The 14,126-nt window shown below is 50.7% G+C and carries 13 protein-coding genes; 9 read left to right on the top strand and 4 right to left on the bottom strand.

All coding sequences use genetic code 11. From position 1 onward, the window contains the following. Positions 1 to 196: 196 nt before the first annotated feature. The 6 genes from BMY63_RS03775 (at position 197) to BMY63_RS03745 (ending at position 6,342) form a co-directional block, all read left to right on the top strand. Positions 197 to 1,489: a rhamnogalacturonidase gene (locus BMY63_RS03775; RefSeq protein WP_091914776.1), complete on the top strand. Its 1,293-nt coding sequence runs from the start codon at positions 197 to 199 to the stop codon at positions 1,487 to 1,489. 79 nt (positions 1,490 to 1,568) lie between these two features. Continuing rightward, entirely contained in the window at positions 1,569 to 1,841 is a 273-nt protein-coding gene (locus BMY63_RS03770; protein WP_028907353.1) for a co-chaperone GroES, read from the top strand. Positions 1,842 to 1,880: 39 nt separating this feature from the next. Beyond that, the gene (groL, locus tag BMY63_RS03765; RefSeq protein WP_091914774.1) at positions 1,881 to 3,512 is read left to right on the top strand and encodes a chaperonin GroEL; all 1,632 of its coding nucleotides are present in this window, start codon (positions 1,881 to 1,883) and stop codon (positions 3,510 to 3,512) included. A gap of 600 nt (positions 3,513 to 4,112) precedes the next feature. Then, the gene (locus BMY63_RS03755; RefSeq protein WP_091899819.1) at positions 4,113 to 5,657 is read left to right on the top strand and encodes a RapZ C-terminal domain-containing protein; all 1,545 of its coding nucleotides are present in this window, start codon (positions 4,113 to 4,115) and stop codon (positions 5,655 to 5,657) included. Between the two features lie 32 nt (positions 5,658 to 5,689). Beyond that, the gene (locus tag BMY63_RS03750) at positions 5,690 to 6,049 is read left to right on the top strand and encodes a hypothetical protein (protein WP_091899818.1); all 360 of its coding nucleotides are present in this window, start codon (positions 5,690 to 5,692) and stop codon (positions 6,047 to 6,049) included. An 11-nt stretch (positions 6,050 to 6,060) separates the two neighbouring features. Then, the gene (locus BMY63_RS03745; protein ID WP_091899817.1) at positions 6,061 to 6,342 is read left to right on the top strand and encodes a TIGR04076 family protein; all 282 of its coding nucleotides are present in this window, start codon (positions 6,061 to 6,063) and stop codon (positions 6,340 to 6,342) included. Between the two features lie 57 nt (positions 6,343 to 6,399). On the opposite strand, the gene BMY63_RS03740 is transcribed toward BMY63_RS03745, so the two are convergent. Then, positions 6,400 to 6,957, bottom strand: coding sequence for an MptD family putative ECF transporter S component (locus BMY63_RS03740; RefSeq protein ID WP_091899816.1), 558 nt, complete (start codon positions 6,955 to 6,957; stop codon positions 6,400 to 6,402). 297 nt (positions 6,958 to 7,254) lie between these two features. Between BMY63_RS03740 and BMY63_RS03735 the strand changes: the two genes are divergently transcribed. From BMY63_RS03735 to guaA, 3 genes are all read left to right on the top strand, one after another. After that, positions 7,255 to 8,016: an SGNH/GDSL hydrolase family protein gene (locus BMY63_RS03735; protein WP_369807697.1), complete on the top strand. Its 762-nt coding sequence runs from the start codon at positions 7,255 to 7,257 to the stop codon at positions 8,014 to 8,016. A gap of 122 nt (positions 8,017 to 8,138) precedes the next feature. Further along, positions 8,139 to 8,876, top strand: a complete 738-nt coding sequence (locus tag BMY63_RS03730) for a nucleotidyltransferase family protein (protein ID WP_091899814.1) — start codon at positions 8,139 to 8,141, stop codon at positions 8,874 to 8,876. Between the two features lies 1 nt (position 8,877). Further along, positions 8,878 to 10,488 (top strand): glutamine-hydrolyzing GMP synthase, encoded by a 1,611-nt coding sequence (gene guaA, locus BMY63_RS03725; RefSeq protein ID WP_091899813.1) that lies wholly within the window; start codon positions 8,878 to 8,880, stop codon positions 10,486 to 10,488. A gap of 8 nt (positions 10,489 to 10,496) precedes the next feature. Here the strand turns inward: guaA and BMY63_RS03720 are convergent, their stop codons facing one another. From BMY63_RS03720 to BMY63_RS03710, 3 genes are read right to left on the bottom strand one after another with little or no spacing between them, the layout of a single operon-like run. Next, positions 10,497 to 10,865: a hypothetical protein gene (locus BMY63_RS03720; RefSeq protein ID WP_143065707.1), complete on the bottom strand. Its 369-nt coding sequence runs from the start codon at positions 10,863 to 10,865 to the stop codon at positions 10,497 to 10,499. After that, the gene (locus BMY63_RS03715) at positions 10,862 to 12,319 is read right to left on the bottom strand and encodes a hypothetical protein (RefSeq protein WP_091914770.1); all 1,458 of its coding nucleotides are present in this window, start codon (positions 12,317 to 12,319) and stop codon (positions 10,862 to 10,864) included. The genes BMY63_RS03720 and BMY63_RS03715 overlap by 4 nt, the downstream gene beginning before the upstream one ends. A gap of 18 nt (positions 12,320 to 12,337) precedes the next feature. Continuing rightward, a complete protein-coding gene (locus tag BMY63_RS03710) occupies positions 12,338 to 14,044 on the bottom strand; it encodes an SLC13 family permease (protein ID WP_091914768.1) in 1,707 nt (568 codons plus the stop codon). Positions 14,045 to 14,126: the final 82 nt, after the last annotated feature.

Below are 14,126 nucleotides of genomic sequence, written 5' to 3'. Positions count from 1 at the left end.
GGTATGATTTTGTATAGCTATTTCGAAAAAATAACATATCTTTGCATCCGGAAAAAGAGACTAATCTAAAAAAACAGACAAGAACATGAGAGTAAGGTTAATGATGGCTTTCGCGTTGCTGGTGACTTGTACGACAGCAACGGGGAATACGGGGGACTCCCCATTGAAGGATAAGACGACGCCTGTCGGAAAGGCCATGAAAAAGAATATCTTGAAGCAAGAACTTTGGCCCGACGGAACGGAGATCCCTGCTTGGTTCCGAGATACGACACGGGTCGATCTCACGGGACTGAGACGCTATGTGGTAACAGATTATGGGGTCGATCGTTATGGCGATGGTGTACAGACGAAGGCTCTTCAGGCCGTTATCGACCGTTGTGCGGCAGAGGGAGGTGGTGTGGTCGTGATTCCCAGAGGTACCTTCCTGAGCGGATCGCTGTTCTTCAAGCCGAAGACACATCTCTTGATCGAGGAGGGAGGCGAATTGAAAGGATCTGACAGAATTCGTGATTTTCAAATTGTGAAGACGCGGATGGAAGGACAGACTCTCGACTACTTCGCAGCCCTTGTGAATGCCGATGGTGTGGATGGCTTTACGATTACAGGACCAGGCACAATCAATGGTAACGGACAGAAATACTGGGAGGAGTTTTGGATCCGTCGTAAATATAATCCGCAGTGCACGAACCTTGAGGCGATGCGCCCGAGAAATGTTTACATTTCAAATTGCAAGAACGTGACAGTGCAGGATGTGAGGATTATCAATTCTCCTTTCTGGACGAACCACCTCTACCGTTGTGAGAATGTGCGCTACCTGGGATGTTATATCTTTGCTCCTACGGAGAATGTTACACCTGTGGATCCTAGTCGTGGTGCACCTTCGTCTGATGCCATAGACTTAGATGTGTGCAAGAATGTGCTTATACATGGCTGTTATATGCATGTGAGCGATGATGCTGTCGTGCTGAAAGGGGGTAAGGGCACTTGGGCTGATCAGAACCCTGATAATGGTCCGTGTTCGAACATCATTGTTGAGGACTGCACCTATGGGAAAGTACATGCCTGTCTGACCCTCGGCTCCGAGTCGCTTCATGACCGTAATGTGATCTTGCGCCGTATCCATGTGAAGCGGGCCTCTCGCGTCCTTTGGCTGAAGATGCGTCCTGATACCCCTCAGCATTATGAGTATGTGACGGTCAGTGATGTCGAAGGATGGTGCCGCTCATTCCTTGTCGTACGTCCTTGGACCCAGTTTTTCAAGCCTGAAGATCGTGAGGATATGCCTCTCTCGCAGTGCCATCATATCACAGTCAGAAACATACGTATGACCTGTGGCAATTTCTTTGATGTCGGCACGTCTGATAAATATCATCTGGCGGACTTCTCCTTTGAGAATATCTCAGTTACCGACGAGACAGATGCTTTCGACAAGTCCTTGATTGAGGGCGCTGTGGTCAGAAACGTTGTCATAAACGGAGTGGAACGCTGACAAGTTGGCATAAGCGGGTCGTTTGGCACGCTTTTGGCAGATGGGTTGGCGGAAATTATTTAAAAAATAATATAGAATTATGAACATCAAACCATTAGCAGACCGTGTGTTGGTATTGCCAGCACCTGCAGAAGAGAAGATTGGCGGTATTATCATTCCTGACACCGCTAAGGAGAAACCGCTCCACGGAACCATCAAAGCCGTAGGTCAGGGTACAAAGGACGAGGCCATGATCCTGAAAGAGGGCGATGAGGTGCTCTATGGCAAGTATAGCGGCACTGAACTCGAGTTCGAAGGAACCAAGTATCTGATGATGCGTCAGAGCGACGTTCTCGCAGTGATTGAGAAGTAATGTTCGATTATCAATTTTCAATGTTTAATTAGAGAAACTATGGCAAAAGATATTAAATTCAATATTGACGCCCGCGATGCAATGAAGCAGGGCGTCGATCAGTTGGCTAACGCTGTCAAGGTGACACTTGGCCCGAAGGGACGTAACGTTGTTATTGAGAAGAAGTTCGGTGCTCCACAGATCACTAAGGACGGTGTGACCGTCGCTAAGGAGATAGAACTCGAGGATAAGTTCGAGAACACAGGTGCACAGCTTGTGAAGAGCGTGGCTTCGAAGACTGGTGATGATGCAGGTGATGGTACGACTACCGCTACCATTCTTGCCCAGGCCATCGTGTCTGAGGGCTTGAAGAATGTCACTGCAGGTGCCAACCCCATGGACCTGAAGCGTGGTATCGACAAGGCAGTGAAGGCTGTCACTGAGCACATCGCCAAGAGCGCTGAGCAGGTGGGCGACAACTACGACAAGATCGAGCAGGTGGCTACCGTATCTGCTAACAATGATAAGGAGATCGGTGAACTGCTCGCCGAGGCTATGCGTAAGGTGTCTAAGGATGGTGTGATCACCATCGAGGAGAGCAAGAGCCGCGATACCCACATCGGGGTGGTTGAGGGAATGCAGTTCGATCGTGGTTATCTGTCTGCATACTTCATCACTGATAGCGAGAAGATGGAGTGTGTGATGGAGAATCCATACATCCTGATTTATGATAAGAAGATCTCAAATATTAAGGATTTCCTGCCCATCCTGCAGCCTGCAGCAGAGAGCGGTCGCCCCTTGCTCGTGATTGCCGAGGATGTTGACTCTGAGGCTCTGACGACACTCGTCGTGAACCGTCTGCGTGGTGGTCTGAAGATCTGTGCTGTCAAGGCTCCTGGCTTCGGCGACCGTCGTAAGGCCATGCTCGAGGATATCGCAGTTCTGACTGGTGGCGTTGTAATCAGTGAGGAGAAAGGTCTGAAGCTTGAGCAGGCTACACTCGAGATGCTGGGCACCTGCGACAAGGTGACCGTCTCTAAGGACAACACGACTATCGTAAATGGTGCTGGCGACAAGCAGGCCATCCAGGATCGTATCGCCCAGATCAAGAAGGAGATCGAGAATACGACAAGCTCTTACGATAAGGAGAAGCTGCAGGAGCGCCTGGCTAAGTTGGCTGGTGGCGTGGCTGTGCTCTACGTAGGTGCTAACTCAGAGGTAGAGATGAAGGAGAAGAAAGATCGTGTTGACGATGCTCTTTGCGCTACTCGTGCTGCCATCGAGGAAGGTGTTGTAGCAGGTGGTGGTACAACCTACATCCGCGCTCAGGAGGCTTTGGCGAACATCAAGGGCGACAATGCCGACGAGCAGACGGGTGTTAACATCATTCGTCGCGCCATCGAGGAGCCTCTGCGTCAGATCGTTACCAACGCTGGTGGCGAGGGTGCTGTGGTTGTTCAGAAGGTTCGCGAGGGTAAGGGCGACTTTGGTTACAATGCCCGTCTCGACAAATATGAGGATCTGCGTGAGGCTGGTGTCATCGATCCCGCAAAGGTGGCTCGTGTCGCTCTGGAGAATGCTGCCAGCATTGCTGGAATGTTCCTCACCACCGAGTGCCTTATCTGTGACAAGCCTGAGAAGGAGCCTGCTATGCCGATGGGTGGAGCCCCAGGCATGGGTGGAATGATGTAAAAGTGTTAGAGCGTGATGTTCGATTGATACATTTTTGCAAACCTAACATAACAAATCAGGGGATGGACATGATTGTCTGTCCCCTTTTTGTAGTATTTTTATTTGCTTTTTTCTTTTTTCTTGCATAAAAATTTGTGCGTAATCTTAAATCGCTGTACCTTTGCAGCGTGGGATCTTATGTTTGGGTTCTGCAAGATAGTATTAGAGACATTTGAGTAAAAGATATTTTTTTGATTTGTTTTAGTAGATTAGTTTTTAAGTAGTTTGTTTTTTGGAACCGGGTGTCGTGAGATACCTGGTTTTTTAATGCTCTGATGTGAAGACCATCCGAGCAAACTCCGACTTTCCTCCGAGCAAACTCCGACTTTCCTCCGGGGAAACCCCGACTTTCCTCCGGGGAAACTCCAAGACATAACAACATAACATTTGCATTTTCATTTTTCGTGCAAAGATAGAGAATACTAATTGGGTGGTTGTCGATGTGTCGCGGCATCATAGTTGCAAAGATGCAGGTCGGGAGAAATAAATTGACGGGTTGATGGCGATTACTTTGCAATAAGTTTGGAGGTCTCGTGTAAAAATCCTAATTTTGCACTTGATATGGAGAAACTGATAGAACTATATAAACAGTGGAAAGGGACAGAACCAGCCGATGTCCGTCAGTTGCCAGGTGCAGGAAGCAATCGCTCGTATTTCCGTATGACAGATGAGGAAGGACAGACTGTCATCGGTGTTATTGGCACCAGTCGTGACGAGAATCATGCTTTTGTATACCTGACGGAGCATTTCAATAAGCGGAAACTCCCAGTACCAAAGATCCTTGCTACCAGCGACGATTGCTTGCGCTATCTGCAGACCGATCTTGGCTCTGTATCTCTCTTCGATGCTGTCAAAGGCGGTCGTGAGGCTGGTGGGCGGTATACGCTCAGGGAACAGGAATTGTTGAAGCGCACCATCCGTGAGTTGCCAAACGTTCAGATCCGCGGAGCACGTGGCCTCGACTTCTCGAACTGCTATCCGCAGGCAGAGTTTGACGTGGACAGTGTGCTGTTCGACTTGAATTACTTCAAGTATTGTTTTCTGAAAGCTACGGAGATAGACTTCCATGAGTTGAAGCTCGAGGCTGACTTCCGATTGCTGGCCAAGGATCTGACCAACGACGATTCTGCTGTGGGCGACTGTTTTCTCTATCGTGACTTCCAGGCACGTAATGTGATGCTCGACCGCGATGGTAATCCATGGTTCATCGACTATCAGGGTGGTCGTAAAGGACCGTTCTACTATGACCTCGCCTCGTTTCTCTGGCAGGCCAGTGCACGCTATCCTCACAAGCTGCGCCGCGACTTGGTGTATGAGTACTACAACTCGCTGAAGAACTATACTGAGGTGCCGCCTGTGCGCCATTTTGCCAATCGTCTGTCGCTCTTTGTGCTCTTCCGCACACTTCAGGTGCTGGGTGCCTATGGCTTCCGTGGCTATTTCGAGCAGAAGAAACACTTCATCGACAGCATTCCGCCTGCTATACAGAACCTGCGTGAGCTCCTGAACAGCTCTTCGCAGTTCCACTATCCTTATCTGGTGGAGATACTGAAACATCTGACAGAGTTGCCACAGTTTGCCCAGATAGAGGCAACTGCCAGTCGGGCCGATGGTTATAAGACGACGTCGCTCAACCCCTATAAGACTCATCCGCAGGACGGACCTGCCACCTTCTCGAAGTATGATGCCCAGGGACCTCTGGTCGTGAAGGTCTTCAGCTTCTCCTATCGTAAGGGCATCCCAGAGGATGAGAGTGGTAATGGTGGCGGTTATGTGTTCGACTGCCGAAGTACGCATAACCCTGGCCGCTATGAGCCGTATAAGCAGTTAACAGGGCTCGACGAGCCTGTCATCCGATTTTTGGAAGACGATGGTGAGATCCTCACCTTCCTCGATTCGGTCTATAAACTGGCTGATGCCCATGTGCGCCGTTATATCCAGCGTGGTTTCACCTCGCTGATGTTCTCTTTCGGCTGTACGGGTGGTCAGCATCGCAGTGTCTATTCCGCCCAGCATCTGGCGGAGCATATCCATGAGAAGTTCGGTGTAGAGGTCCGCATCTGTCATCGGGAGCAGGCCGTCACTCAGGTTCTTGAGGCAAGATAAGTATATTACCAATTATATAAAACTGACAGATTATGAAAGGAAGACATCTTTTGATTTGTGGTGCTTTGGCACTGACATTGACCTCCTGCTACACGAAGCAGGCAGCAATCAACCAGTTGGAGAATTTCTCCTATGAGTTACGTGACAACAGTCGCTATTACGATCTGAACGATTGGGAGCATGCTGGTAAGAAGTTTGTGAAGATCACCAAACGGGTGAAGAAACACGAGTTTGATTATACCCCTCAGGAGAAGGCCAAGATCGGCCGTTTGGAGGGAGAGTGTGCTGGCTATATGGCCCGTGGTGCCAAGGATAATGTCAGCGATCGTCTGCGTGGCATCTTTAATGAGATCCGGGGGATCCTTGATGGTGTCACTGACGTCTTTAAATAGATGTTATAAAAATGGAAGAAAACAAAGAGAAAGTGAGCCCGAAGTATGCTGATTATAAAGTAAAGGCAACAGTTATCGAGAGTCATTGTCCCAAGTATAAGGTGGGCGATGTCGTTTGTTTCGAAGGAAGCATGCTCGATAAGGAACACAGTGATAATGTCTGTATGGTAGCAATGAACGCGATTTATCCGTTTGTCTACGCATTCAGAAGAGGCGGCAACTTAAGAAACGGTCCGTACCAATGCACGGATTGCGGTGAGACCGTTAAGTTCATCATAGAAATAGTTCCTTAGGGGGCTGATAAGAAAAAGGGTGCCGAAGGGCACCCCTTTTTGTGAAAAGGCTTGTATTCAGGGTTGTGGTTTGATCTTTGCCGCACAGCGGATGCCGATATAACCTGCTAGCGCCGTCAGAAGCACCAGAAGTATCAATGCCCAAGGACTGGCAAATGCCATGAGTCCTTTCGCGTAGTCGGCACTCATCTCTCTGGTGGCTCCTTCGTAATACCATGTGGTATGGGTCCACAAGGGCAGGATCCATGCAATGACGCCTATACTCTGAATCGGGTAGCCAAAGGTCATGGCTTCTTGCGATTTGTTACCTGCCACCATGCGAACGATGTCTCCCAGTACACCAGCGATAACGATCAAGAGGCATCTCGGGGGGGTACATTCGTCGAGGATGAGCAGGAGGGCGGCAAGCACGACAGCCAGTAAGGTGCTCACGCCGAAGCTCTTCCACTTAGAAGCAATCATGTAGTAAGAGAATGCTCCGAACAGGGCGGCTATCACAGGGAAACCGACCCAGCAGAGAGGTGCTGTAAAACCGAGAAAAGCAGTCGCGAAGGTTGTCACGACATAGAGAATGGTGAATCCGCAGATTCTCCCGTAGTTGATTGATTTGTCCATTTTCTTTTAATAATTAAATCGTCGGCAAAGGTACGATAAACGACTAATCCGTGCAATACCCAAATCGGATGATTTTCTGTTTACACGGATAGGTGCATACTTTGTTCCTGTGATACTCCTTCGTGATCTTCGTGGATGATGTAACGAATGTGTTATATGTTTCTTAAAATGTGTCTTATTGGTGAAAAGCGGCAGATGAAAACCTGTTTCCCCGAGAAAAAATCGTACCTTTGCATAAAAATATAAAGATACAAAATGAAACGATTATTGACAGTCTTGTTCGTTCTCGTGCTCACCATGCCGGCCATGGCGCAGCATATGATCAGTCACCCCTGGCAGGGTAAGCGTGTTGCCTATTTCGGCGATTCAATCACCGATCCGTCCAACAGCGGTTCAAAGAAGAAATACTGGGGCTTCTTGAATGACTGGCTCCAGATAGAGCCTTATGTCTATGGCATCAGCGGACGTGAGTGGAATGATATCCCTGCCCAGACCGATAGACTGAAGGCAGAGCATGCCGACGAGGTTGATGCCATCCTGATTTTTATAGGTACCAACGACTACAATACGGGCATCCCCATAGGTGAGTGGTTCGTGGAGAAGGATGAACAGGTGATGGCTGGCATCCATGAGGCAAAGCGTCTCGTGAACCGCAGGCACCGTTACCCCGTGATGGCCGACTCGACCTATCGTGGCCGAATCAATAAGGCACTTGACTATGTGAAACGGAGCTATCCGTCGAAACAGATCGTGTTGTTGACACCCATTCATCGTGCCGAGTTCTATGCGAACACGTACAACTGGCAGCCCCGTGAGGACTACACCAACAAGTGTGGGGAGTATATCGATGCTTATGTGCAGTCGGTGAAGGAGGCGGGGAATATCTGGGCTGTGCCTGTGATTGATCTCAATGCCCTTTGCGGACTTTATCCGTTGATGGATGAGCAGACTCTGTTCTTCAAGAATGCTGAGAACGACCGTCTGCATCCTAATGATGAGGGGCACCGTCGCATGGCCCTCACCATCATGCAGCAACTTCTGTCTCTCCCTGTGTTCTGAACGGGGTACATTCGTACCTCTACCATCAAAGATGGCGAAATTACTTTGTTTCAGAAAAAAAGAAAACGAGTTTCTTTGTTTTGCGCTCGACTTTTCGTAATTTTGCAGGCAAATTGCGGAAGATGAAGCAAGCGATGATTTTTGCGGCTGGGTTGGGCACTCGTCTCAAGCCCCTTACCGATGCGATGCCAAAGGCGTTGGTAAGGGTGGACGGACAGCCCCTGCTCTGGCATGTCGTTATGAAACTGAAAGCCGCCGGCTTTGAGCGGATCGTGGTCAACGTGCACCATTTCGCTCAGCAGATCATCGATTATCTGGAAGAGCAGAATCTCTTTGGGATAGATATCCGGATCAGTGATGAGAGCGACGGTCTGCTAGAGACGGGCGGGGGTATCAAGAAGGCTCTGCCGCTGTTCGACCCGTTAGAACCTGTTCTTATCCATAATGTCGATATCTTCAGCAATGTCGATCTGGCCGCGCTTTATGCGTTTGCCAAAGAGCATGAGCCCGATGCGCTGTTGCTGGTGAGTCGCAGGAAGACCAAACGCTACCTGCTCTTCGACGACGAGTATCTGCTGGATGGGTGGACGAACATCGAGACTGGTGAGGTGCGGAGCCCGTATCCGACTCTCGACACGACCGCACTCAAGCAGTTGGCTTTCTCGGGTATCCATGTGATTTCGCCGAAGGTTTTCTCTCTCTTCAGTGAGATGCCTGATCGCTTCGGCATCATTGATTTCTATCTGAAGTATTGTCACCAGCGCGCCTTCCTCGGCTGGGAGAAAAGCGACCTGCGTCTTCTTGATGTCGGCAAGCTCGACTCTCTGCATGAAGCAGAAATTTTCATTAACAACTTATAATATGACACAGAAGATTATTATTTTGGATTTCGGCTCACAGACGACCCAATTGATCGGTCGTCGTGTGCGTGAGCTGGACACCTTCTGCGAGATTATGCCTTACAACAAGTTCCCGAAGGACGATCCGTCGGTGATCGGTGTGATCCTGAGTGGTTCACCGTACTCGGTGCACGACCCGGAGGCATTCAAGGTGGACCTGAGTCAGTTTATCGGCAAGCTGCCTGTACTGGGTATCTGTTATGGCGCGCAGTTCATCTCCCATACGCTTGGCGGGAAAGTGGAGAAGGCCGACTCTCGTGAGTATGGTCGTGCGAACCTCCAGACGGTGGACACGACGAACCCTCTCTTCAAGGGCTTCGACCAGCACTCACAGGTATGGATGAGTCATGGTGACACCATCACCGCCATTCCCGAGAACTTCGAGGTAATCGGCTCTACGGCTGACGTCAAGAATGCGGCTTTTGCCAGTAAGCAGCAGCCAGTCTGGGCTGTGCAGTTCCATCCCGAGGTGTTCCACACCCTGCAGGGCACACAGCTGCTGAAGAACTTTGTGGTCGACATCTGCGGTAGTCGTCAGGAGTGGAGTGCAGCCTCGTTCGTCGACTCGACGGTGGCAGAGCTGAAGGCTCAGTTGGGTAACGATCGTGTGATCCTCGGCTTGTCGGGTGGTGTCGACTCCTCTGTGGCAGCCGTGCTGCTGAACCGTGCCATTGGTAAGAACCTGACTTGTATTTTCGTCGATCATGGTATGCTCCGTAAGAACGAGTTTACACAGGTGATGGACGACTACAAGGTGCTCGGTCTGAACGTGATTGGTGTCGACGCTTCGGCGAAGTTCTTCGGTGATCTGGCTGGTGTGACGGACCCTGAGCAGAAACGTAAGATTATCGGTCGCGACTTTGTGGAGGTGTTCAACGCAGAGGCGAAGAAGATTACCGACGCCAAGTGGTTGGCACAGGGTACGATCTATCCCGACCGTATCGAGTCGCTGAACATCACAGGAAAAGTGATCAAGAGTCACCATAACGTGGGCGGACTGCCGAAGGAGATGCATCTGCAGCTCTGTGAACCGCTGAAGTGGTTGTTCAAGGACGAGGTGCGCCGTGTGGGGCGTCAGCTCGGTATGCCAGAGCATCTGATCACCCGTCATCCGTTCCCAGGCCCGGGCCTGGCTGTCCGTATCCTCGGTGATATCACACCCGAGAAGGTACGTGTGCTCCAGGATGCCGACGATATCTATATCCGCGGTCTGCGCGATTATAAGGTAAAACTCTCTGGTGAGGAGGCCCGTAAGGTCCTGGCTGCAGGTGTACCTGCTCAGATGACTGATGGTGAGATCGAGGTGTCGCTCTACGACCAGATCTGGCAGGCAGGAGCAATTCTGCTCTCTACTGTACGCAGTGTGGGTGTGATGGGTGATGAGCGTACCTACGAGCATCCCGTGGCCTTGCGCGCTGTGACCTCGACTGATGCCATGACGGCCGACTGGGCTCATCTGCCTTACGACTTCATGGCTAAGGTGTCGAACGAGATTATCAACAAGGTGCGTGGTGTGAATCGTGTTTGCTATGATATCTCGTCGAAGCCACCCGCAACCATCGAGTGGGAATAGTCAACTGGCTATTTCAGTCTGACCTCGATGTTCCGTCGCCTGAAGGCAAAGAGATTCTGACGGAGTTGGGTATCGGACTTATTAATGGAGAAATTCTTCTGTGACCGTTGCTGGATGCTCGGAACACGGAATGAGATAGAAGACCGGTCTTTGCTGTAAGTATATGGCAGAGGCTGGTTTTTCTCGTTGAGTAGGATTAGTGTGTCGCTGATGCTGATATCGAGCCATTGACGGATGGTGTCAAGGGCGATGGTGACCTCTCTGTTCTCCAGGGGCTGGTCGCTGCTGTTGGAGATCAGAATATTGACAGAGTTTTGGTTGTCGCATGCCGCCAGCATGACGGCGGACAGTATGAATAGGAGTATCTTCTTTCTCATCTTATCTCTTTGATTTTGTGTATGCCCTTCCTGCTCATGCACACACGATAACGATAGAATCGGGTGGTGTTCTCGTACTTGAACTGGATGATGAGGTTCAGGTAATACACTTTGCGTCCTTCGGCCGGCACGTACTGGCCGTCGCCCTTGTTGGCACACAATGAGACCTTGGGGTTATCCATCTTACGCATGAACTCAGAGAGGTTGTAGCGTACGATATCGTTGATGCCACTGAGCGGATAGGGTGACAGACGGTTGACGGCCTTCTGGTTCAGGTGGATACGCTTACGATACTGGATGACCTGTTCTTCTGTTCCTCGGCCGATGACCAACGGTGAGTGCCTGTTACGCATCTTCCTCACAGGCGAGGAGATCTTCTCGGGTGTCAGGAAGTCGAACCCTTCCTTACACCAGCCCACCTTGATATCGCCCACGCGGATGCCAATCTTATAGTCGAACAGACGACTGCTCAGACGGGTGGCGAAGTAGATACGCACCAGTTCCTTAATACGATCCTTAAACATATAGCTGATGACGAGGGCGATGAAGAAGGGAAGGGTGAAGTTGCCATAGGTCTGCTGGAATGCAAACGAGATGACTGTGGCAAAGACCATCGACAAACCAGCCGCCAGACTGAACACCATCTGCTCGAGGAAGACGGCATTGCGACGTTTGTGGGTGGGCAGGTAGAGGTTACTTTCGATATACTTCTTAAGCTGACCAGCGTGATATACGAACTGGGTATTGCTCTCGTCGTCTTTCTCTTCGACGCAAAGATAGCCGACGCGCTGACGATAGCTGTGCTCGTTGTCGAGCACCTGACGGATTGAAGGCTCTAGTGTCGTGTAGCTCTCTGGGGCCTCGGAACGCAGTCGCTCGATAAGGCGCGACACATGCTGTTCCACAACGTTAGACATGAACTCGTCGCCGTAGTGGAAGTAGAGCATCTGCTGACTGGGTACTGGTCGTTGCTCCATCTCCTTGCCGAGTGTGCGATAGATATCGAAGATCTTCGATATGCTCTCCAGAGCATCCTTGCAGTGGGCCTCGCGGAGCGTCCCTTTCTCGTTGAGCGCGTTTCGGAACGTGTCGCGGATGCTGCTTTTGAAGATCGAGGCATACATCTTAATCTCGCGTTCGTAGTTCTTCTGCTCTTTCTCGTCGGGCTGCCGATGGAGCGCCATGCACACATCGCTCAGGCGACGGTAGGGCAGGCACGTGGTCGAAGCCAACTCGTCAAGATGGTAGAAAGGGGTAATCAGTCGTATATATGACAGTATGTCACGATAGAAATTCTCCTTCAGATAGGTGTGACGGTTTACACCCAGAGTCTCTGGGATATAGATCCATGTGTTCATCTCGAAGTCATTATATGTGGCTCCGTTAGAGGCCTTATAGCCCACCTTGAACTCGAGGGTATTCCTGTCGTGTATCTTTGGTTGAATATCTATCATGGCAAAACTGTTGGATGGTTAGAAAAATACGCCGCTGGTGTAGCCGAACCACTTCAGAACGGTCTCACCCCATAGGATAATGGTGAGCCAGCTGATGAACATCATGGTGATGCCGAACTTGAAGGTGTCGCTCCAACTATACTGATTCGTGGTGTAGAGCAGGGCGGCAGGCTTACTGTTGAACGGGAGCACATAGACATGGCCTACGAGCATGGCTACGGGGAAGGCGAGACTCATAATCGGATAACCGTTCTTCTGTGCCACGCCGATGGCTATCGGCACGAAAATAAGCGTGAGCATCGTCTTTGACTGGAATATCAATGAGAAGAGCAGCATACCAGCGGTCAATATCAGGTAGAGTACCCAGAACGGTGTCTCGGCAGTGATTCCGAGACTATTAAACAGTGCGTCGATCAGAGTGCCGGGAAGTCCTGTGGCGTCGAGTCCGGCTCCCAGAGTATATGCTCCAGCGGAGAAGAGTAGCAGGTGCCAAGGGATATCCACGTCGTTCCATTTCACCACACCGATGCCTGGTAGCAGTGCTACGACAGCACCCATGAAGGCAACGGCCGTCTGGTTGATGCCGTGCTGTTTGTCAGTGGCCCAGAGGATGAGTACGACAACGAAGATGGCGACGGCTTTCCACTCGTCGGCGCGCATCTTACCCAACTTCTGCAGTTCCTCGCGCAGACGCTCCATGCCTCCTGCAATCTGAGGCACACGCTCCTCCTTTCTCAAAGGGAAGAAGATTTTCGTGCCCACGAACCAGGCGACGAGGATGAGAAACACGCTCATGGGGAAGGCGGCCTTGAACCAATCCTGATAGCTGAACGAGCCGATGCCCATGGCGCCGGCGATGAGTGATCCAGCTAGGAGAGTAGCGCCAGAACCCGTCAGGAAGGCGTTGGCGCCGAGGTTGATCTGGAACAGATTCTGCAGGATGAGGTTACGGCCGAAGTTATTCCTGTGGTCTCCGCCTGTGGCACCATATATGGCTGCCACTACCATGAAGATAGGTAACAAGATTGCAGCCTTTGCTGTGGTGGCGGAGATGAAGGCCGAGAGCACTAGGTTGATGATGATAAAGCTGATCATGATGCCTCCTGCATTCCGTCCGAACTTCAGTACAAACCACAGGGCAAAGCGTTTGGCCACCTGTGTCTTGACAAGCATGCTCGCCAGAATGAACGAGAGGATGTTCAGCCACATGACTGGGTGTCCCAACTGGGCATAGGCCGTCTTGTCTGTGGTGATGCCCGTGAGCACGATACCCAGTATCACCATCAGTGAGGTGAGGTAATTGGGAATGGCCTCTGTGATCCATAAGATGATGGCGGCCACAAAGACAGCCAGCATGGCATAGTTGATACGTATGAATTTCTGGTGGGCTGTCTCTTGTACCTGTTCTTCCAGTTGCGGAGAGACTTCTTGGGCGGCCTCACCAGTGGTGAGCTTTTTCATGGTGGCGTTAGCCAACTGGTCGTAACGGCTCACTGCCGATTCCGTCAGGGTCGTAGTAGTTTTATTGGTGTCGATCCTATCCACAAACGGGATGTCTATTACCCAGTAGATGAGAACGAATGCCAGAAGGGCGAGTGGTGCGCCGATGCGTTGCAGCACACGCTCGAAGCCCGACTTCTGCATCTTGGGCAGTTTCTCGATGCGGTAGTTGTTCATGTCCAGCGGATCGAACGCTGTTTTGGTTTGGATATTGTTGTTGTTCATAATTGTCAGTTGAAAAGAAAGAAGAGGTGTGGGCTCTACATGAGAGAGCCCACCCCTCTCAAGTCGTTAGAAGAATCTGGTT

This window comes from Prevotella aff. ruminicola Tc2-24 (assembly GCF_900110895.1).
Lineage (GTDB): Bacteria > Bacteroidota > Bacteroidia > Bacteroidales > Bacteroidaceae > Prevotella.
Note: the sequence above shows the minus strand (reverse complement) of the source record. Positions and strands in the feature narration are given on the sequence as shown.

What these genes read in the sequence shown, in the direction of transcription:
- BMY63_RS03775 (WP_091914776.1), top strand. Translation starts at nt 197, where the DNA reads ATGAAAAAGAATATCTTGAAGCAAGAACTTTGGCCCGACGGAACGGAG.
- BMY63_RS03770 (WP_028907353.1), top strand. Translation starts at nt 1,569, where the DNA reads ATGAACATCAAACCATTAGCAGACCGTGTGTTGGTATTGCCAGCACCT.
- groL (WP_091914774.1), top strand. Translation starts at nt 1,881, where the DNA reads ATGGCAAAAGATATTAAATTCAATATTGACGCCCGCGATGCAATGAAG.
- BMY63_RS03755 (WP_091899819.1), top strand. Translation starts at nt 4,113, where the DNA reads ATGGAGAAACTGATAGAACTATATAAACAGTGGAAAGGGACAGAACCA.
- BMY63_RS03750 (WP_091899818.1), top strand. Translation starts at nt 5,690, where the DNA reads ATGAAAGGAAGACATCTTTTGATTTGTGGTGCTTTGGCACTGACATTG.
- BMY63_RS03745 (WP_091899817.1), top strand. Translation starts at nt 6,061, where the DNA reads ATGGAAGAAAACAAAGAGAAAGTGAGCCCGAAGTATGCTGATTATAAA.
- BMY63_RS03740 (WP_091899816.1), bottom strand. Translation starts at nt 6,957, where the DNA reads ATGGACAAATCAATCAACTACGGGAGAATCTGCGGATTCACCATTCTC.
- BMY63_RS03735 (WP_369807697.1), top strand. Translation starts at nt 7,255, where the DNA reads ATGCCGGCCATGGCGCAGCATATGATCAGTCACCCCTGGCAGGGTAAG.
- BMY63_RS03730 (WP_091899814.1), top strand. Translation starts at nt 8,139, where the DNA reads ATGAAGCAAGCGATGATTTTTGCGGCTGGGTTGGGCACTCGTCTCAAG.
- guaA (WP_091899813.1), top strand. Translation starts at nt 8,878, where the DNA reads ATGACACAGAAGATTATTATTTTGGATTTCGGCTCACAGACGACCCAA.
- BMY63_RS03720 (WP_143065707.1), bottom strand. Translation starts at nt 10,865, where the DNA reads ATGAGAAAGAAGATACTCCTATTCATACTGTCCGCCGTCATGCTGGCG.
- BMY63_RS03715 (WP_091914770.1), bottom strand. Translation starts at nt 12,319, where the DNA reads ATGATAGATATTCAACCAAAGATACACGACAGGAATACCCTCGAGTTC.
- BMY63_RS03710 (WP_091914768.1), bottom strand. Translation starts at nt 14,044, where the DNA reads ATGAACAACAACAATATCCAAACCAAAACAGCGTTCGATCCGCTGGAC.